Below are 21,025 nucleotides of genomic sequence, written 5' to 3'. Positions count from 1 at the left end.
TATAAAAACATGAAACTTAAATATATATTTTTAACTTCTGCTATGTTGGTTTTTCTTTCGGCATGTGAAAAGAAATTGGACTTGCTCCCTCAGCAAGATTTAACGGAAGAATTGGTCTTTAGTAGTCCTGAAACGACTTTAAGTGCCCTGCGAGGCGTGTATAGTACAGCACAAACTTTAGAGTTCTATGGATCGATGCCGCAGGTTATCGCAGATTACATGGCGGATAATGTTGATTTTATCGGAACATTTCCGACTCTTCAACAACTAAACGATTTCGCTTCCGTATCCACCAATAGTAGCGTTTACGACGTTTGGGAAATGCATTATCAAGTGGTAACACGGGCCAATAAGGTGATCGCGAATGTGCCGAATGTTGAAGGACTTTCCGATGAGCTGAAGGCACAGTATATTGGTGAGGCGAAATTCTTAAGAGCACTAGCGTATTTTCAGTTAGCAAATTTCTTTGCTCAACCATTTCAACTCAACAATGGTAGCAATTTAGGTGTACCCCTTGTTCTTGATGACTTTACCGGAGAAGTTTCTTATCCTTCGCGAAATTCATTAAATGAGGTTCATGCACAAATAGTAAAGGATTTAGAAGAGGCTATACCTACTCTTCCTGCAACTTATGAAAGTGCCTCCGACACCAGAGGGAGAGCTACAAAAGGAGCGGCCTATGCACTGCTCTCGCGTTTACATCTTTATAGGGAAGAGTGGGCGCAAGCGGCGGAAGCTGCAAATAATACGCTTGAGCAAGGAATTTATGATTTAGCTGCTGACTTTAATTTCTATAATGGAAATACTAATGAGGATGTGTTCACTATTCAGAATAGTGCAACTGACAATGGTAGAACTGGTGCTGGTGGTTGGGCATCTTATTATATGCCTGCATCAGTAGGTGGGCGTGGTGACGCTCCTTTCTCTCAAAGCTTAATCCAGGCATTTGAGGCCGAATCAGGAGACAAGCGTTTTAATTTGAAAATAGAAGGACAAACTGCTGGTATTGATTATTTTTTCAATAATAAATTTCCTGACGCAGTCAACAATAGTGATAATTCTCCAGTTATTAGAACAACTGAAGTTTACCTTAATTTAGCTGAGGCCTTGGCGCAATTAAGCAACGCGCCAGATGCTCAGGCGATTGATATTTTGAATAACCGTATACGGAAGAGAGCGGGGCTCACACCTAAAAGTATAACGAATCAAGGTGAGTTGATCAGTGCCATACTTCTAGAAAGAAGAAAGGAACTCGCTTTTGAAGGACATCGAAGGATGGACCTGTTAAGAAATAGGCAGAACTTAAGGGGTAGCCAGGCCTCCGCGGCTTTTGGAGCTCCCAAAACAGTTTTACCAATTCCACAACGGGAAATAGATAATAATCCGAACCTACAAGGGCAACAGAACGAAGGATACTAGTAGGTTTTCTGAAGGCGGTTGCAGTGACAAATCTCACGGCAACCGCCTCATTTTTGATCGTTTAAAGATTTACGGCTAACCTTTCCAATAATTTAGATTGATCACTAAATTCTTCTCTTCAGATCATATAGCGATGTTCGACCATATTTGGTTATCCTCAGAGTAAATTCTAAAAAACCTTGTAAAATGTTTTCAAAAGCTTAGTTTTGCTAATAATTTGAGAGATTTGTGTTAAAATAGTTATAACATTAAGCATATTGAGATAGATTTACATTACATTTTAGGATTTTAGTGCATTGCGAAGTGGCTTTTTGAATACGTTTATTGACCTAATCCTACACACGTGTTTTTTCTATCTTTTGCTAATGCTAGCCTGCTCCTAGTATTATATTGAGACAGGCACTGGGCTCTTATTCTTTATTGGGTAGATGCCTAAAGTGAGTAAAGCGAAGATACTATAATCAACCTGGCGAAGAATATGCTTTGCCAATTTTATAAGTTTGAGATGAGGACGACCATTTTTAATCAATTTAATTTTTAATGCAAGAACAAACATATGAAACAAAAACTACTATGCTTCTTTCTATTGTGCGTAATGCTAATTGGAGTAACCCAAGCACAGGAAAGAAGAATTAGGGGTAGGGTAACGAATGAAATCGGTGAACCGTTGCCTGGCGTGTCTATTATTCTGATGGGGACCACTAATGGAACACAAACAGATGCAGAGGGAAACTATGCGATAACTGTATCTTCGGCCACAAATAAACTTGTTTTTAGTTATATTGGTTATGCCAGCCAAAATATGGAGGTTGGAGAGCTATCGGTAATTAACGTTATCTTATCTACCCAAGGCAACTCGCTTGACGAAGTTGTGGTTGTAGCCTATGGCACTGCAAAAAAAGAAGCGATTACAGGCTCGGTTGCTACCATGAATTCAGCAGATATAAGTAAACGAACGGTCACGAATATAACAAATGCAATCGCAGGAATGGCGCCTGGTATAAATACTAATTCAGGCAATGGGCAGCCCGGTTCGGGATCAAATATTAGAATCAGAGGCTTTGGTTCAATATCAGCCTCTAATGCACCACTATATGTAGTTGACGGGGCTGTTTTCGATGGAGATATTGGAGATATTAATCCAAATGATATTGAAAACATATCGCTTTTAAAAGATGCTTCAGCAACGGCTCTTTATGGCTCAAGAGGAGGAAATGGTGTTATTATTATTACAACCAAAAAGGGTATGGTGCCCGGTACTCAGCTTAATGTGAATCTTAATCAAGGTTTCTCCTCTAGAGGAACACCTGAATATGACAGGGTTGACGCTTTTGAATATTATCCACTTATGTGGCAAGCATTAAGAAATAGCCTAGTATATCCAACTTCTGGTACTGGGAAAACGCCGGAGGACGCAGCGCTTGAGGCCAGTAACACGATTCAATCACAGCTTATTTATAACCCTTTTAATGTTCCCAATAATCAGATAGTAGGTGCAGATGGAAAACTTAACCCTGGCGCGTCTTTGCTTTATAATGATTTTGATTGGTATAAGCCGCTTGAAAGGACGGGGAAAAGAACAGATGCTAGCATGAGCGTAACTGGTAAGTCGGAGAAGTCTGATTACTATGTATCTCTTGGATATCTGAATGACAAAGGATATATCCTTCAGTCAGACTATAAAAGATTTAATGCGCGTCTTAGTGCTAATTCTTCTATTAAATCATGGTTGAAAACAGGATTTAATTTAGCGGGTTCGACTTCAGATGGTAATTTGGCGAGTGATGCTTCGACAGATAATGCCAACAGCTATATAAACGCCTTCATGTTTTCAAGATTTATCGGCCCGATATATCCGGTACGAGCTTACGACGAAAATGGTAATCCAATTATGAATGAGCTAACTGGCGAGCAATGGTATGACTATGGAGTCCATCCAGGGTCAATTAATAGACCACAAGGAGCATACCCTGGTCGTCACGTAATTTATGAAACACAGTTAAATGAAAAACTAAATAGAAGGAATTTGATAAGTGGTAGGGGGTATGTGGAAATTAAATTTTTGAAAGATTTTACATTCAGACCTTCAATCAGTATTGATATTAAGGAAAATCACAATACTACATTTTGGAACAATGTGGTTGGTGATGGGGCTTCTTATAACGGATATTCATATAAACTTTCATCAACCACAAGATCGTATACTTTCAATCAAATCCTTTCTTATGATAAAGTGATAGGTAAACACAGTATTAATGCTTTAGCAGGTCACGAAAATTATGATTACGACTATCGGTCATTAACAGCAACTAAAACGGGAATTACTATTGAAGGTAATTCAGAGTTTCCAAATTTTGTTACACCGTATGCAGCGGGTGGATATAAAGATACTTATCGTATTGAATCTTACTTATCAAAGGTGGCCTATAGCTATGATTCAAAATACTTCTTCGACGCCTCTTTAAGAAGGGATGGTTCTTCTCGATTTGCTAAAGATTCTCGATGGGGTACATTTTTTTCGTTAGGGGGTTCTTGGTCTATATCGAAAGAGTCTTTCATGGATAATACTTCTTGGATTGATGATTTGCGATTGAAAGCTTCCTATGGACAGGTGGGAAACGATGCAACTTTGAATATCGATGATGACCCTACATACTATAACTATCAGTCGCTTTATGAATTAGGGTGGAATAATGGAGGCCAACCGGGTGTTATATTAGCGACACAGGGTAATCCGGGATTAAAATGGGAGTCCTCTAATACCTTTAATACTGGTGTCTCTTTTTCGTTTTTTAATAATCGGATTTTTGGGGAAATAGAATTCTATCGAAGAGGTTCAAGTAATTTAATTTTCTCAGTACCGTTGGCTTTGTCTAACCCGATAAGAAGTGTTTATAGGAATATTGGCTCAATGTATAACACAGGTGTTGACCTCCAGCTAGGCGGTGATATTATACGGACTAAGAATTTTACCTGGAATATGGTTACCAACTGGTCGACAATTAAAAATAAAATCACAAAGATGCCTGCCGAGACACCAGTAGTCACTAATGGCAATAAAAGGAGAGAGGTTGGCAGAGATTTGTACAATTTTTGGCTACGGCAGTATGCAGGTGTCGATCCAGCTGATGGTGCGGCCTTATATGTCCCTGCTGTAGGAACAACGACTGATTTGAGAACCGTCAATGGTATTGAGTATACGACAAATTATAATAATGCTGAGTTTGATTATTCAGGGAGTGCAATTCCAGATTTGATTGGTTCCGTCAATAATACCTTTAGGTATAAGAGTTTTGCGCTTTCATTTCTGATAAACTACCAAATCGGTGGTAAATTTTACGATAGCAACTACGCCGGTTTAATGGGGATAACTTATGGGGCTGCGTTACATGAGGATGTAAAAAATTCTTGGACAACTCCTGGCCAGGTAACGGATATCCCGCGGATAGACATTAATAGCACGACACAATTTAATGCTGCCTCAAATCGATGGTTGATCGATGCATCCTACATCAGCTTTAGAAACGTAAACCTATCCTATACATTACCATCCGAGTTGACAAAAAAAATTGATGTCTCTGCCTTGCGGGTTTTCGTTACAGGAGAAAATTTAGGTCTTATTTCGAAGAGAAAGGGTATGAATCCAACGGAGTCATTTGACGGTTCAAATAATACAACGTATTTGCCAAGCAGAATATTCAGTGTTGGGGTCAACGTTTCGTTATAAATATTAAAAGAAAGACATGAAAAAATATTTAATATTATCAATATTATTTGTATTCATCATCAGTAGTTGTAGTAAGGATTATCTTGACACTAAACCAACGGATAAGGTTGATGGAGAATCTGTTTTTAATACGGTTGAAAATGCAAGTAAACTATTGAATGGCATTTATCGACTGATGTTTCAGCGTACAGAAGAGGTTACTTCGAATCAGCAAAATAAACCTGGAGTAGGCGGTATCCTGCTAAATGTCGAATTTATGGGAGAAGATCTGGGGATTTCTAATAATAACTGGTTTTCATCAGAAGCATCTTGGAATGCGCATAGAGTTGATAATAATATTGTTCCTCAATACGTATATAGGACATTTTATCGTATGATAGGTAATGCAAACAATATCATTGATAACGTTGATGCTGCTATCGGAGCTGAAAGCGAAAAAGTTAGAGTTAAGGCAGAGGCTATTACTTTAAGAGCATATGCTTACACGTATTTGGTGCAGTTTTTTGCTAAGCGTTATGATGCAACTGCCAAACCGAATACCCAACCCGGTATTCCGTTACCCTTGTCATCTGGAGATAGTGATATGCCCCGAGCGAGCGTTGAAGAAGTTTATGCAGCTATAATTAAAGACTTGGAGGATGTAATTGCCTTGAACGTGATGGTCCGTGAAAATAAATCACATATCAATGCACTCGTTGCTAAAGCATTAAGAGCGAGGGTTGCGCTTACCATGCAAGATTATCCAAATGCAATCAAATATTCCAAAGAGGTGATCGACGGAGGAGAATTTCCGTTAATGTCAGAAGCTGCTTATCTTTCGGGATTTAACAATGCGCCGAATTTAAGCGAAGTAATGTGGGCATCTATGCCTACAGAAGACCAGGGAGACACTTTCGGGTCTTTTTTCGCTCAAATTGCCTATGACGCTAACACTTCTTTCATGCGAGCTAACCCTAAAAGAATAAATTCTGCTCTTTATGATCAGATATCAGAAAGTGATATTCGTAAAAAATTATGGGAGCCGGTGCCCACAAGTGAAAATTTTCCATTGCCGTCCACTGCTTTTGCAAGGCAGGCATATATGAGCCGAAAATTTGCAGTTAAGGTTGTTGGAGGCCCTTCTTTAGGTGACGTACCTTTAGTAAGAAGTGCAGAGATGTATCTCATTCTTGCCGAGGCCTATGCTAAGAATGGTCAGGAAGAAGAAGCTCAGAATACGCTATTCCAGTTGAATTCTGTCCGTGATTCAAATGCTAAAAAATCGATAAAAACAGGACCTGCTTTAATTGAAGAGATTTTATTTAATAGACGTATAGAATTATGGGGAGAGGGGTTTAGGTGGTTGGATTTAAAACGATTGAATTTACCTTTAAATAGAACACTTGTGCCGAACTTTGTTTCGGCTTCAGTCGCTGGAGTGATGGAAATACCTGCCGGAGATATTAGATGGCAGTTTCTTATACCCAGATTAGAAATGGAAGCAAATCCAAATATTGGAGAACAAAACCCATAAGAATGATCCAATATGCTTTAGAAGCCATCAGTTGTAAAAGGCTGATGGCTTTTATGGAATAATTGCACTATAGTTGTATTTAAAGAAGCTTTTGCATAAGTTTGAAAAAACCAAAGTAAACATGCTCTACAGATGTATTATCATTGACGATGAACCTGATGCAATAGAAATTATTAACGACTATATTCAACAAATTCATGAATTGGTTGTTATACAGAGCCATATAGATCCAGTAGAAGCAATGGCTGACATAGGTAAAGGCGATCCTGTAGATTTTGTTTTTATGGATATTGATATGCCCCGTATTTCCGGCTTAGACTTATCGAAGGCAATTCGAAATAAGACGGATAAATTGGTATTCACAACCGCACATACAAAATATGCATTTGAAGCCTTTGAAGTGGAAGCAGATGCTTATTTATTGAAGCCTTTTACTTTTGCTAAATTTGCATTAACCATCAACAAATTGTTAAAAGACAAACCTAAAAGTAAAAATGATGAAAGTACAAAAGAGTTCTATGTAAAGACTACCGAAGAACGGAATCGTTTTGTCCGTATAAAATTTGATGAAGTAATTGCCATTGAGAGTGTGAAGAACTATATAAAGATTTATACGATGACGGAAGAGATCATGACTTACCTCACGTTAAAAGAGATTAAGGAACGTTTCGACGATACGGACGATTTTATCCAAATCCATCGTTCTTTTATTATCTCAAAAAACTACATAGAAAAGGTTGAAGGGAGCCTTGTGAAGCTACCGAGGAACATGCTTATCCCTATAGGTACTTTTTACAAAGATGCCTTTTATGATTATTTACTCAAGAACACAATAAAGACTGGTCGTAATAATTAACCAGCCTTTAAACCAACCAACTAAAACTATTATATTATATTTGTGCCGTTAGGATTCTTGCTTAAAAGGAATGATAGTTGTTTGCCAAGTCGTAAGAGTTTCCTCTCCAGTTCTTCCCTTAACGGTCTTAGCGGTTTTAAACAAGAATACCGTTTTCTTTGTTACTTGAATTTTTTTCATGGCTTTTCTTTTAAAAGTCGTGCTTATTAATCTTGTATCCAAGAAATTTACACAGAAAGCTGTTTTGCTTACACCAAATCCAAAATTATGAGAATAATAGGGCAATTTGTAACCAAGTATCGAGTGCATATTATCGCCTGGCTATCATTCATTATATACGAAACTGTTATTCTTGGACTATTATCCGGGAAGTTTGGGAAGATTGGTTCGTATACAATTCACTACATCCTAAATATTTTATTGTTCTACTTTCACACGCATATAGTGCTAATGTATACGCTAAGAAGTCGGTTAGTAGTTTTAGTCTTACCTTTTGGCGTCGCATTAGAAATAATATTCTATACACTTCTTTATTATTTGACCGACAATATAGCTGCGAAGTTCCCAGAACTATTTGGTATTGAGCCCTTAGCAATAAGTAGTTCTGTAATCTTGAAAATTGTTTGGCGATCCCTATATTTTATAGGATTTTCAACAGGCTACTATTTTTTGGTTACTTTGTTAAAAGAGAAAGAGCGAACAGCGAGCCTAGAGAGGCAACGACTTCATCAGATTATCGAGCAGCAGAAGATGGAACAAGAGCTAGGAAAAGCACAAAATGCCTATTTGCGAGCCCAAATCAACCCCCATTTTTTGTTTAATACGTTGAATTTTATTTATAATAAGACGCGCAAATCGGCACCAATAGCTGCCGATGCAATCTTAACACTTTCAGCTATGATGCGTTATGCAGTAGAAAGTAACGAAGAGAAGGGATATATTTTGATTGAAGAAGAAATAGAGCAAGTGCACAATTTGATTCATCTGCACTCACTGCGTCAAAATGATCAAATTTACTTTCATGTTGAAGTAGAGGAAAGGGTACGTAGCATATCGATAATTCCTTTGATTTTAATTACACTTGTTGAAAATATTTTTAAGCACGGAAATTTGTCACTTATTAACCATCGCGGACTTTTAAAAGTCTACATTCGCAATGATAGGCTATTTATCGAAACAGAAAACTTAGTGAATGAAATTCATAATACGAGTGGTTTAAGCAAAGGCTTAGAAAATATAGCAAAACGGCTACAATATAGTTACGGAGACCAAGCAGGTTTTACCTACGTAAAAACTCCTAAGAATCATTTTAACACTAGGGTTGAGATTAGTCTGGCCGTTTTGGGTTCTTCTGATGGAACTTCATTATATTACAAAAAAGCTGATAGATAATAAGCTCGTGGATGTTTTGGTCGGAGGTAAACAAACGATTAACATGCATATGAATCAAATCTCCCAAAACCTGTAACTTATGTTGGCGATTGAACTTATTTAATAGACTATTCATCTCACGGAAAAAAGGAACGTATTTGTTTTCTAAGAATTTTGATAAAGTCAGATCTGGGTGTGATATAATTTCTTTCGAGAGTTTATTGATTTTTTTAAAGGTATAACTATTTACCTTATATTTTTTTGCCAAATTGTCTGCAACAGTCTGTATGTGCTGTATTTTTACTTTTTCATCTAGACCATTGACAGTGTCACTCAATAATTTTATTATGAGTAGATAGCTGGTTTTAGTATCAACGCTACGACGAATCAATTTCAATACATATTCACTGTCTTTGCAGAAATGTTTTTCCAAAAGGTGTATAGTCTCTATTCCATATCGTTCGATTTCTTTATGATACGGCTTGATTTGTAAATCTCGTATCAAGCCAGTTTGTAAATCTGACGCTAAAACAGTGGACAGGTTTGTGACAATTTCTCGAAAGAAATAAGTGTTTTTTAATTGAATGCGCAATCGTATATGGTAACTCGGATCTGAATAGCGAACAAAAAACCATTGTTTGATTTTTGGTTTCATCTCTTTTATATAATAATAAATTTTGTCAGTCAGAAGCGCATTAACTGAAATAGGATGTGTGTATATTTCGAAATACACCCATTCCTCACCAGGGAATGCAATCGTTGTATTATTACGATCCAGCGCAAGTAAAGTTGACTTCACATTTGAATAGTTAACTTTGCTATGATACAGATTTACTATTACTTCGGACAAGTAAGGTTGTCTGTATTTATTTTTTATGAAAGAAGAAGGTGGTATGAAGGCTTCATGTACATACATCGTTCCTTTTTTCTGCAATTGTAGGAGGTAGGACAGATCCTCCAAATTTTCGTAATCGAATGTAAGAAATTGATCTCTTTCTTTACTTACGATGTAACAGGGTATACTAGCCCCTTTCAACCAACTCTTCAAAGCTTCTAAAGCAGCAACATTATTTTCTTTCATTGAGGTTTTCGGGACCTTCCAAATTCGTGGCGCAAAAATGACATTTTTATATGTAATTCTAGGATAAAAATCTAGATTGGGAAATATAGATTGGAGGTTGAAACTAAAACCGACATGCAATATATCAAGTTGTAAATCGCATAGAAATCGATATACGGATAAGTCCGAACGATTATAGTTATATGCACTCGTTAACCGTGGGATGATACGCTTATTGTGTTCTTTTGATCTTAAAACTATTTGATTATCCACCACACTTACCATCAAGTCGTTTGATCGCAAGAAATTACAATCAGACCAAGACAGCAGGGGTAACTGATATTTGTAAATATTTTCTCGTCTATTGACGTTATCAATACTTTTTTCTGAATGATAAGCGATATCAAAAAATATAATTTCGGGATTAGCCGCTTCTTCTACTTGAACGAGTTCTTTGCCATATTGCGTTAAGTTTGGGTTTTCTAAGGTAAACCGTCCTAGCAGTGAATTTGCGGTGGCGCCCCCTGCTTGTTGAATCAAAATTTGACCCTCTATTTCCTGAGCGATTACACTAAACGTATTCGGCGGTTGTGTATTGTATTTAGGCAGATCGTGTTTTACCAATTCTTCCAGCTGAATATCCTCTCCCTTTAAGATTCCATTTAGCAAGAATTGATGAAAGGGGGTGTAAGGTATTTGCTCATGCTCTTTCGAGGGGGCGTTATTTTTCAACAGTTCGACCAATTCGTCCATATGAGGTGATGACTCCAGCTCATTATAACCAACACCTATTTCGGGGTCTAGGGCTTCCAAGAGCGGAACTTCTCGATATTCGAATTTAAGTTGAAAAGCGCGCTTAAAGTCTTCCAACGGCTTATGAACGGGTTGAGGTAGGTAATCCTTAATAAAATTAATCGCCTCCGGTATTACTTTGAAGGACTGTATGTTGAGGCTACCCTTCAATAAAGGTCGGGTTGCGATGATATAAGGATCTTGCTCGAGTGCTTTTGAATGCAATCCCACTCGCTTAAAGTAGTCTGTTCCAATAATATTTGGATGTAAATCGGTTAACAGAAGCTGTAAAGTGATGAGTTGGATCAAAAAGTCGGTTACTACAGCAAGGTCTAGGGCGTAGGCATGGACGAGGTGTTCTACGACTTCTTCTTTGGTAATGGTTGTTTTGCATTTATGCAACACATCTTCAATGATTGCCTGTTTATCAATGGAGGCAATCTCAAAGGTACCGTCTTCCAGCATACTTATGTATCGCAATTGATCACCGCAAGGATATACTGAAGTATTGGCTTGAAAAAGTTTGGCATTTTTATAGAGTGCAATTGGGTCTGTTAACAACGTGTCTTTATGAATCCAATTGGTAAAGCGATGCAGGGTTGGCTCTGTTTCAAGAATGACATTGGAACCTACTTTGTCTAAAGGAACCATTGTGATTGAACCGAAAGGGCCAAAGGGTGTTGCGCGAAAACGTGCGCGATTGAAATACTTCCAACAGGAAAATCTTACTTTTTCAGGAAGCGTGTCATAATCTTCCTTCTTTGTGTCTTTGATCTGTTCATAAAGGTCTTTTGACGCAATTTTAATGGCTTCTTTCAATTCATCCCATTTATCGTCTAAAGTATCTTCATAAGAAAAAAGAGGTGTACGGCAAATGACGGTAGGAAGTAGTTTAAGGTCCATATGGATAACGTTTTTTATAAGACGCTGATTTTATCCAATGGTTACATGCTAAATTAAAAACCCTGAAGAGCTCATTGATGCTTCAGGAATTACCTTCGATGAATTCTCGGTGCATCGGTTTCGCTTTCATATAAACACCTTCATTATATATTAAAATTGATTTCGATGTAGGCCTTACACGATAGACGAATTACTTTTAGGAATATCAGTTAACCAAGTAAACAATTAAAAAACTAAACAACATGCAACATCTGTAAACCTACTGCGTCTATTAAGCAAAGAACAATAAACAATTACATTGGAAGTCAGCTATAGCGACCCGCATGAAGATTTGATTGCCGACTGTAAGAAAGGCAATCGGCAAGCGCAATTTAAATTGTACAAGCTTTATTCAAAAGCCATGTATAATACCGCTTTGCGTATTGTGATCGATGCAGACGAAGCTGCTGACGTACTGCAAGATGCGTTTATTGATGCTTTCAAGCGACTCGACAGCTTTCGACAAGAAAGTACTTTCGGCTTATGGATGAAACAGATTGTCGTCAACAAGTCGCTCTCAGCATTAAGAAAAAGAACCGTTGTTTTCGAATCTATTAATGATATAGATGTAGCAGCTGAAGAAATAGAAGAAAGCAACAACAGCTTGCAGATAGAACAAGTAAAGGAAGCAATCAATCAACTAGCAGATGGCTACCGTGTGGTATTAAGTCTATATTTACTAGAAGGCTATGATCACGAAGAGATAGCCCATATATTAAAAATAAGCGAGAATACCTCGCGAACACAATTTTTAAGAGCAAAAAGAAAACTACTAGAGATACTTAAAAATTAAAATCATCGTATCGATAGTATCATGTGGGTTTGGAAAATTAATAGAAGCCGCTCTTTTACCAAAGAAGCTTCGTAAAAAATTTAGGTATGGGAAATATTGAGAAATTCATTGCTGAAAACAGGAAAGCCTTTGATAATGAATTACCACCTGATCAGATTTGGGAAAATATAGCAGCTGTTTTCGAGGGGGAAGATTTGCTAAAAAAGCGCGAGAAATCCTTACGCCTTAGAACGATCATATCCATGGCCGCCATGTTTATATTAGTATGCAGTGCAGCCTTTTTGCTTTACAAAACACGCGCATCAAATCGCCTGGATTATAGTCAAATCGACCCCGTATTGGCAAAACAACAGGTAGAATATGCCTCCTTGATCAGTGAAAAAAAAGATGCCTTATCGAGCATGGCCACGAAAGATCCGCAGTTGTACCAGGAATTTACACAGGTCATCGACAAGATGCAACGAAACTATAAACAACTTAAAACCGAACTAGATCAAAGTCCCAATAAGGAGCTGACTTTAGAGGCCATGATCAGTAATCTCAAAATGCAAATCGAGGTACTCAATCAGCAGCTGGAAATTTTAAATTATATCCATCAACAAGAAAAAAAATCTCCTCATGAACAGGTATAGGATTTCTGTATATATAGTTGCCTTGTTTGTATTGAGTCATTTTAAACTGGTGGCTCAAAATAAAAATGAAGGAAAGTTGGCCCGTAGTATAGAGGCGACGGGTGCCAAAATAGAGCAAATGACCACCAAATTGGTGCAAGGTTTAAAAGAAATCGATACAGATGGTATTGTTCAAGAAGCTGAGCGGATGGCGAGTTTCTCGGAAAATCAAGCCAATAAGCTTGCAAGAAAAATAGAAGACATTGACTGGGAGCAGATAGAACGTTCCGCTGATCAAGAAAATACGGCCGAAGTCAACGGTGTAGAACAAAGCAAAACGATACAAAAAGTCTATATTATATCTAAAAATACACCACTGAGCATTGATAATCGTTACGGAAAGGTGGAAGTAAAAACTTGGACAAAGAATGAAATCAAAGTTGATATAACAATTAAAGCAGTAGAGGCCTCAGGGAGCAGAGCCGAAGAAATCATTAACAGTGTTTCCATTTCTGAAACAAAATCACCTGGCAATATTTCACTGAGCACGCAAATCAATAAAGGAAAGTCCAGTTGGTGGAACAATATTATCAGCGGGAATAACCGAGGGGTACAGATCAACTACCTTATTTCTTTACCAAGAAATAACTCACTCGCTATCAATAATAAATACGGAGCCGTTGTGCTCCCCGATTTAGGAGGCGATGTGAACCTAGACGTATCCTATGGCAGTCTAAACGCCGGCAAGTTATCAGGAAACAACATTCGCGTCAATTCCAGCTACGGGTCTGCCAAAATTCTTGCGGTTAAAGATGCGATGATGGACTTTAAATATGGCAGTATGGATTTAGGCGTCGCCAATAATATACAGTTGAACATCGGCTATTGCGGAGGGAGCCAAATAGGTACGCTCACCAGCTCGGGCAACATTGATATTAAGTATTCAGGAGGCTTTAAAATCGGCCTGGACAAGAATATCAGCAAGCTCAATCTCGATGCCGCTTATTCTTCCAGCACAATTCGCATCGACCCCGCTGCGAATTTTTCCTATCAGATCGATGTTAGCTACGGTGGATTTGATAAAGGCGATGCCGTCGTTACCCGAGAAGAGCCCGATCCGAGCGAACGTGGACCAAAACTTCATAAGACCTATAATGGATATTTCGGTAAAGCCTCAGCTAATCAAGTACGCATTGATTCCAAATATGGTTCAATAACGTTTAAATAAAAGGCCCCTTTAAAAGCAAAACCGACCAGCGGGAGTTCATCGAAGGTGATCCCGAAAATTCCTTAATGTTTGTTGCTTACAATTAACTTATGATTAAGAGCGCTTCCGTACCGCCTACCGCTTTTTTTATCGCATCAATTTTCGAGAATCCGACCATTTTATCTAAGTTTGGCTTTATTTCATAAAATCTCGATTATTCCGAGTGAAATAGCATAAATGGCAGAGATTATATTAAAAAAAGGTAAAGATAAAGCCGCGTGGCAATTACATCCCTGGGTTTTCTCAGGAGCCATCGCAAATATTGTAGGGAAGCCTGCGAATGGTGATGTCGTGCATGTTTATAATGACGATCGGGAATTTATTGCCTACGGCTATTATAACGGAGAGTCGCGTGTAGCAATACGTCTTTTAGAATGGGATCCAGCAAAAGAAGTGGGTGAAATTTGGTGGAGAGAACGGATTCGAAAAGCAGTGAATGCCCGGAATACCATTTTTGATGAAGCAACGAATACGGCCCGACTTATTTTTAGTGAAGCAGACTTTCTACCGGGATTGATAGCCGATCGTTTTGGTGACTATATCTCTCTGCAGATTTTAACAACCGGTATTGAGCGTGTTAAATCAATTATCGTGGATGAGTTGCAATTGATTTTCCAGCCTAAGGGAATCTATCAGCGAGATGATGGTGCGGCGAGAGCGCATGATGGGTTAGCAGGACAGGGGGGCGTTCTTTTTGGTGAACACCCGCCAGCTTTTGTTGATGTGATTGAAAATGGAATACATTATAAGGTTAATATTGCCGAAGGACAGAAGTCGGGCTTCTATTGTGATCAGCGTACGAACCGATTAGTCGTTGCTCAACATACCATTGGTAAAAAGGTACTGGACTGCTTTTGCTATACCGGAGGTTTTAGTTTAAACGCTTTAAAGATGGAGGCCTCGGAAGTGTGTAGCGTGGATAGCTCCGCACTGGCCATCGAAACCCTGAAACAAAATATAGCGTTGAATAACTTGGATCGATCAAAACATCGAGCGATTCAAAGTGACGTAAATAAACAGTTAAAAGCATTTAGGGAGCAAGGGGATAAATTCGATGTGGTTATTTTAGATCCGCCAAAGTATGCACCCTCAAGGAGTAGTTTGGAAAAAGCTTCCCGTGCTTATAAAGAATTGAATCGATTAGGATTGCTGTTATTGTCCAGTGGAGGCTTATTAGCGACTTTTTCTTGCTCAGGTGCCATGGACATCAACACCTTTAAACAGGTTTTAGCCTGGGCAGCCTTGGATGCAGGAAAAGAGATACAATTTATTTACCAATTTAACCAACCGGAAGATCATCCGATTAGAGCTTCCTTTCCTGAAGGGGAGTATCTAAAGGGATTGCTTTGCCGAGTACTCTAACTGATATGACACCGTACAATTGATAATTTATTTTTTGAAACATGCGTAGCTATTTACTATCTGTTATTTTCTTCTTACTTACAATGGAAGGCTTTTGCCAATATGATGAGCAATTAATTTCCACTTTTCGGGCAATAAATGGAGAGGTCCTCGAACGTTCCGAGGCCTATAGCAATTTAGAAGCGGCCACACAGCGTATAGGACATCGCTTGACGGGTTCTGACAATGGTGCAAAGGCGGAACAATTGGCTTATGACCTCTTTAAATCCTACGGTTTTGACGATGTATCTTTTCAAACATTTGAAGCAGAGGGCTGGAGTAGAGGAACTCTTTCTCTACAAGTAGAAGGGAGTGCAGGTGAAAGAGAAGTCAAGGCGGTATCGCTTGCGCATGCGCCTAAGAAGGTAAGCTTGAATGCAGAATTGGTTGATATGGGTAGTGGTTTGGAAGGAGATTATCTAGCAGATCCAGGAAAGGCAAAAGGAAAAGTTGTGCTGGCTTATTTAGGAGTTTTACCAGATGCCAACCCCTTGGGCAAGAATTTACATCGATCGGAGAAAACTGCGCTAGCGATACAATACGGTGCGAAGGGAATTATTCTTTACAATACTGTTCCCGGCGGGGTTTTACTCACGGGCACTGCTTCGGTTACGGGAAGCCTGATTCCCATTCCAGCTGTTTGTATTGGCTTGGAAGAAGGTCTGGCTTTGAAAGATTCATTGAAGAGCGAAGGAAAATTGAATGTTTCGATTAGCATGACGAATTATGCGGGACCTATTACCGCGCGTAATGTCATTGCCCGTATAAAAGGTACGGAGCTACCCGAAGAGCGTATTGTTGTTGGCGGACATTTAGATAGTTGGGATCTGGCTACGGGAGCAATTGATAATGGGATAGGTGCTTTTTCCGTAATTGATATGGCCCGAACATTAAAGAAATTAAATTTAAAACCAAAGCGTAGCATCGAGTTTGTGCTTTTTATGGGAGAGGAAGAAGGTCTGCTCGGGTCCAAAGCGTATGTAGAGCAAGCTATGCATGATAAAAGCATTGATCACATTCGTTACATGTTGAATTACGATATGACGAATAACCCGAAGAGCTTTCAAGCTAGCTTGGAGAAAAGTAGAGCCTTGTTTGAATCGATCGGGAGACAAGTACAAGCGATCGATACTTCGTTCAAAAATAACTTTCAAGGTAGGGCAGGCTTGCATAGTGATCATCAGCCTTTTATGTTACAAGGGGTGCCCACGGGAGGCGGTGGTGACACCTACCTTAGTAAGGATGTGTTAAACTGTTATCATGCCGATTGTGATGATATAAACCTGGTGGATAAGGCAGGGCTTATTAATACCGTTCGTTTTGGCGCGATGTTGGCTTATGGCATTGCTGACGCGCCTGTAATTGATACGAAACGTCTTTCCGACGCGGAAGTAAAGGCGCTCATGATTGAGAACAAACTAGAAGAACCCTTGCGTATTTCAGGTGATTGGCGGTGGTAGGTGCAACAGACAACTCATAACTATTTTGCGTATAAAACTTTTTATCTAAGTTTGCACCCGCAATGGGAAAAGATAAATTAAGGAAGTTCGCAGAAATAGCCACCTTCGGTAACGTCTTACAGCTGGAAGAAGGAAAGGTAATGAAAGGGCAATGGGCCAAAAAGCATTTTGGTAATAACAATCCAATTGTACTGGAGCTTGCCTGTGGTAAAGGGGAATACACTGTCAACCTGGCTAAACTTTTTCCGGATAAAAACTTCATTGGTGTAGATTATAAAGGAAATCGTATATGGAGAGGTGCAAAAACCGCATTGGAAGATCATATTTCCAATGTCGCCTTTTTAAGAATACAGATCGAAACCTTGTTGGATTTCTTTGAAAAAGGAGAGATAGACGAAATTTGGATAACCTTTCCCGATCCGCAACCTCAAATTAGTCGCGAAAAGAAAAGACTGACCTCCGATCGGTTTTTGGAACGTTATCGGTGGGTGTTAAAGGAAGGAGGCTATGTCAACCTTAAAACGGATAATGATGGTTTACATGCTTATACATTTTCCAAAATAGAAGAGCTGGGATTAAAAGTGCACTGTAAAACCGAAGATTTATATCATTCTGATTTCGTCAACGAGACGCTTACTATCAAGACTTATTACGAGAGAAAATACCTAGCTCACAATAAGAACATCAATTACTTGAAATTTTCTTTTAATTAACACTCATATCACTGTAAGGGTCAAATTTTACAATATGACTATCGGCTCGGTGAAAATCCCTCGGTCGGCTTCGCCTTTAACCTAGTGATAAAGGTGTTTAGATTATAAGAACGTTTTTTTTTGTCACTTTCTTCCGCAGACCACGAAGTAGCTTGAATGCCATTAAAAACGAACAAGTGATGAAAAAAGTAACCAAAGACTCATCGCTTGGAACTTTGCTACGATGGTAGTGCCTCAACCTGCAAGCCGCAAACTTCCTAGGCGATATTTCAGCTGAACGAAGAGCTTTTGCGGGCAGCCATAGGGCCCCCGAGTGTCGGATAAACGGCCTTGGAGGATACCGAAGCAACGAGCAGCAAAGCATGTGCACGCCTGTTCATATTGCAGTATCCAAGCGGATTGAGGAAGTGAAACGGCTCCAATACGCGCCAGTGATGCTTTGCATCAGGTGCAAGGTAGCCTACACCGCCTTGATTTATTCACATGTGTTTGTTTTCAGATGAGTTCATGAACTCATCACTACGTTCTTCGGTTTGCTCAACTTTTATCAAGAAAAGTTGAATAAAAAAACGTTCTTTTTTAAAAGCGAATCCTGTTATTTTTAGGTGTTATATTCGACAGTCATTTAAAATAGTTATAGGAATTGAAAAAGGATGCAACAAAGGTTCACATTGCGACACAATGGTACATTGTATATAAGCGTTAATTTACCTAAGTTTGCAAAGTCAGATCTTATAACAAACAAATGGAAAAGAAGAAGTTCTCTGCCGGGCTATTTCTATGGGCTTTTCTCTGCCTCTGCCCAACGATCGTCTTTGCTCAAGATAGTCTTTCTATTATACCCGCGCCAACATTTTTGGAAGAAAAGACAGGTTATTTTCAATATCCTGAACTTGTAGATGTATATGTAAGTCAGGATTTTGTTGAAGACGCGACAATACTTCGAAACCATCCGTATATCCATTTTGAGGAAGTTCATAAGTTAAAATCCAGAAAAAAGATGCCGGAGCAGGGTGTTTTTTTATTAAAAGCGGAAGCGGAAGATCGTTTGCCTGAAAATGCCTATCAATTGGATGTTGACACTGGAAAGATAACGATTATTGCTCATCATCGCCAAGGACTTATATATGCCTTAGCAACGCTGACTCAAATTGCCTATACACAAAGCAATGCGCGTTTGGTACCCGCTGTTTCTATAAAAGATGAGCCTTCATTTGCTTATCGAGGATTGATGCTGGATGTATCTCGACATTTTTATCCGCTTTCCTTCTTAAAGCGGATGATCGATTTGATGGCCCTTTATAAGCTGAACACCTTTCACTGGCACTTAACGGACGGTGCTGGGTGGCGCTTGGAAATAAAAAAATATCCTGAACTTACACAAAATGCCGCTTGGAGAAATTATCCCCGATGGAAAGACTGGTGGAATTCGGGGCGAAGATACCTCGAAATGGGAGATCCCAACGCGTCCGGTGGATATTATACACAAGAGGAGGCACGTGAGTTTATCGCTTATGCTGCTGAAAAAGGTATTACCGTAATCCCGGAGATCGAGATGCCGGGTCATAGCGAAGAAGTTTTGGCCGTTTTTCCACAGCTATCCTGCTCGGGGGAGGCCTATAAAAATGCGGAGTTTTGTATTGGTAATGATGAGACGTTTTCCTTTATGACCGAGGTGTTGGATGAAGTCATGGCAATCTTTCCCTCTCAATACATCCATATAGGAGGAGATGAAGCTGATAAGAAAGCCTGGAAAAGCTGTCCGAAATGTCAACAACGAATAAAGAGCGAGGGTTTAGCGAATGAAGAAGGCTTGCAAAGTTATGCTATTAAACGAATTGAGGCTTATCTGAAGGAAAAAGGAAGAAAGCTCATCGGTTGGGATGAGATATTGGAAGGGGGAATAGCGCCTGAAGCAACGGTTATGAGCTGGAGAGGAGAACAAGGGGGAATTGAGGCGGCGAATGCCGGGCATGATGTCATTATGACGCCAGGAGCGTATCTGTATTTCGACTCGTACCAAAGTAACCCAATTGGGCAACCAGAGGCTATGGGTGGATTATTACCTTTGGAAAAGGTGTACGCCTATCACCCTATTCCTGCCGAAATTGCGGCGGATCAACAAAAACACATCTTGGGTGTACAGGCGAACGTTTGGACAGAATATATGCCAACGCAAGAGCAAGTGGAGTATATGGTTTTTCCAAGAGCCATTGCCTTGGCAGAAGTGGGATGGACAGCTTCCGACAAAAGAGTTTGGCAAGATTTTAAAAAACGTTTGCAGAAACACTACCTGCTTTTGCAGCGCTTACACGTTAATTATTATAAACCTACTTATGATGTATCTATTGTAGGCAAATATGATATTGGTGCGAAGAAGGCTATTGTTACAATGACTTCGGAACAATATAATGCTGAAATCAGATATACGACTGACGGAAGCGATCCAACCGCAACTTCTACTTTGTATATTGATTCTTTGTCGTTGGTAAATACGACAACCATTAAAGCGGCTGTTTTTAGAGACTCCGTCCGTTTTGGAAAGGTGGCAGAATTTACGGCCGATATACACAAAGGAATCGGTAAGAAAATAATTTACAATAATAAATGGAATGAAAAATATCCTGCGAAGTCAGATATGAGCTTATTGAATGGGCAATATGGTGGTTTAAGTTATGGTGATGGTGAATGGCAGGGATTTTTAGGTGATTTTGATGTAACACTCGATTTTGAACGGCGTGAAGAATTGCATCAGATAAAATTGAGATTCATGCAGCTTCCCGGACCAGGGGTTTATATACCGGACAATGTGAAAATTTTGGCTTCAGATGATGGTAAACATTTTCGTGAAATGCAAAAAGTCGATAATGATGTGTCTACAGCAGACCCATCTCTACAGTTTAAAACTTTTAGTTTTGATTTGGAGGGCAGGCTTGCGCGTTATATCCGTATAGTTGGTCAAAATGAGATGAAAGGATTTCTATTTACAGATGAAATTGTAGTTTACTGAGGTAGAGCAGACTTTATCTATTCATTCTCAAGATGTTCATTAACTCGCTGAATCCTAGGGGTCGGTTTTATATTAGCTAATTATCGCGTT

The 21,025-nt window shown here is 39.1% G+C and carries 14 protein-coding genes; 12 read left to right on the top strand and 2 right to left on the bottom strand.

Going from position 1 to position 21,025, the window contains the following annotated elements:
- Positions 1–9: 9 nt before the first annotated feature.
- The 4 genes from RYH73_RS02465 (at position 10) to RYH73_RS02450 (ending at position 7,515) form a co-directional block, all read left to right on the top strand.
- Entirely contained in the window at positions 10–1,419 is a 1,410-nt protein-coding gene (locus tag RYH73_RS02465; RefSeq protein WP_335311672.1) for a RagB/SusD family nutrient uptake outer membrane protein, read from the top strand.
- Between the two features lie 556 nt (positions 1,420–1,975).
- Complete coding sequence (locus RYH73_RS02460; protein WP_335311671.1) at positions 1,976–5,146, top strand: SusC/RagA family TonB-linked outer membrane protein; 3,171 nt, start codon at positions 1,976–1,978, stop codon at positions 5,144–5,146.
- Between the two features lie 16 nt (positions 5,147–5,162).
- Positions 5,163–6,659 carry a RagB/SusD family nutrient uptake outer membrane protein gene (locus RYH73_RS02455; RefSeq protein WP_335311670.1) on the top strand — a complete coding sequence of 499 codons (1,497 nt, stop codon included), beginning with the start codon at positions 5,163–5,165 and terminating at the stop codon, positions 6,657–6,659.
- A gap of 121 nt (positions 6,660–6,780) precedes the next feature.
- Entirely contained in the window at positions 6,781–7,515 is a 735-nt protein-coding gene (locus tag RYH73_RS02450) for a LytR/AlgR family response regulator transcription factor (RefSeq protein WP_335311669.1), read from the top strand.
- A gap of 48 nt (positions 7,516–7,563) precedes the next feature.
- Here the strand turns inward: RYH73_RS02450 and RYH73_RS02445 are convergent, their stop codons facing one another.
- Positions 7,564–7,695: a hypothetical protein gene (locus RYH73_RS02445; RefSeq protein WP_335311668.1), complete on the bottom strand. Its 132-nt coding sequence runs from the start codon at positions 7,693–7,695 to the stop codon at positions 7,564–7,566.
- 270 nt (positions 7,696–7,965) lie between these two features.
- Between RYH73_RS02445 and RYH73_RS02440 the strand changes: the two genes are divergently transcribed.
- Positions 7,966–8,907 carry a sensor histidine kinase gene (locus tag RYH73_RS02440; protein WP_335311667.1) on the top strand — a complete coding sequence of 314 codons (942 nt, stop codon included), beginning with the start codon at positions 7,966–7,968 and terminating at the stop codon, positions 8,905–8,907.
- On the opposite strand, the gene RYH73_RS02435 is transcribed toward RYH73_RS02440, so the two are convergent.
- Positions 8,843–11,641: a lantibiotic dehydratase gene (locus tag RYH73_RS02435; protein ID WP_335311666.1), complete on the bottom strand. Its 2,799-nt coding sequence runs from the start codon at positions 11,639–11,641 to the stop codon at positions 8,843–8,845. The two genes, RYH73_RS02440 and RYH73_RS02435, sit on opposite strands and share 65 nt — an antisense overlap.
- 298 nt (positions 11,642–11,939) lie before the next feature.
- Between RYH73_RS02435 and RYH73_RS02430 the strand changes: the two genes are divergently transcribed.
- From RYH73_RS02430 to RYH73_RS02400, 7 genes are all read left to right on the top strand, one after another.
- Positions 11,940–12,473: an RNA polymerase sigma factor gene (locus tag RYH73_RS02430; protein WP_335311665.1), complete on the top strand. Its 534-nt coding sequence runs from the start codon at positions 11,940–11,942 to the stop codon at positions 12,471–12,473.
- A gap of 86 nt (positions 12,474–12,559) precedes the next feature.
- The gene (locus tag RYH73_RS02425) at positions 12,560–13,105 is read left to right on the top strand and encodes a hypothetical protein (RefSeq protein ID WP_335311664.1); all 546 of its coding nucleotides are present in this window, start codon (positions 12,560–12,562) and stop codon (positions 13,103–13,105) included.
- Positions 13,092–14,312 carry a hypothetical protein gene (locus RYH73_RS02420; RefSeq protein WP_335311663.1) on the top strand — a complete coding sequence of 407 codons (1,221 nt, stop codon included), beginning with the start codon at positions 13,092–13,094 and terminating at the stop codon, positions 14,310–14,312. The genes RYH73_RS02425 and RYH73_RS02420 overlap by 14 nt, the downstream gene beginning before the upstream one ends.
- A gap of 216 nt (positions 14,313–14,528) precedes the next feature.
- Positions 14,529–15,713, top strand: coding sequence for a class I SAM-dependent rRNA methyltransferase (locus RYH73_RS02415; RefSeq protein WP_335311662.1), 1,185 nt, complete (start codon positions 14,529–14,531; stop codon positions 15,711–15,713).
- A gap of 41 nt (positions 15,714–15,754) precedes the next feature.
- Complete coding sequence (locus tag RYH73_RS02410) at positions 15,755–17,212, top strand: M20/M25/M40 family metallo-hydrolase (protein WP_335311661.1); 1,458 nt, start codon at positions 15,755–15,757, stop codon at positions 17,210–17,212.
- A gap of 62 nt (positions 17,213–17,274) precedes the next feature.
- On the top strand, positions 17,275–17,925 hold the full coding sequence (trmB, locus tag RYH73_RS02405; RefSeq protein WP_335311660.1) for a tRNA (guanosine(46)-N7)-methyltransferase TrmB: 651 nt from the start codon (positions 17,275–17,277) through the stop codon (positions 17,923–17,925).
- Positions 17,926–18,670: 745 nt separating this feature from the next.
- Positions 18,671–20,935 (top strand): beta-N-acetylhexosaminidase, encoded by a 2,265-nt coding sequence (locus tag RYH73_RS02400; protein ID WP_335311659.1) that lies wholly within the window; start codon positions 18,671–18,673, stop codon positions 20,933–20,935.
- Positions 20,936–21,025 lie beyond the last annotated feature (90 nt).

This window comes from Olivibacter sp. CPCC 100613 (genome assembly GCF_036959255.1).
Lineage (GTDB): Bacteria > Bacteroidota > Bacteroidia > Sphingobacteriales > Sphingobacteriaceae > Olivibacter.
The sequence above is the reverse complement of the archived record's forward strand: the minus strand, read 5'-3'. Positions and strand labels throughout refer to the sequence as shown.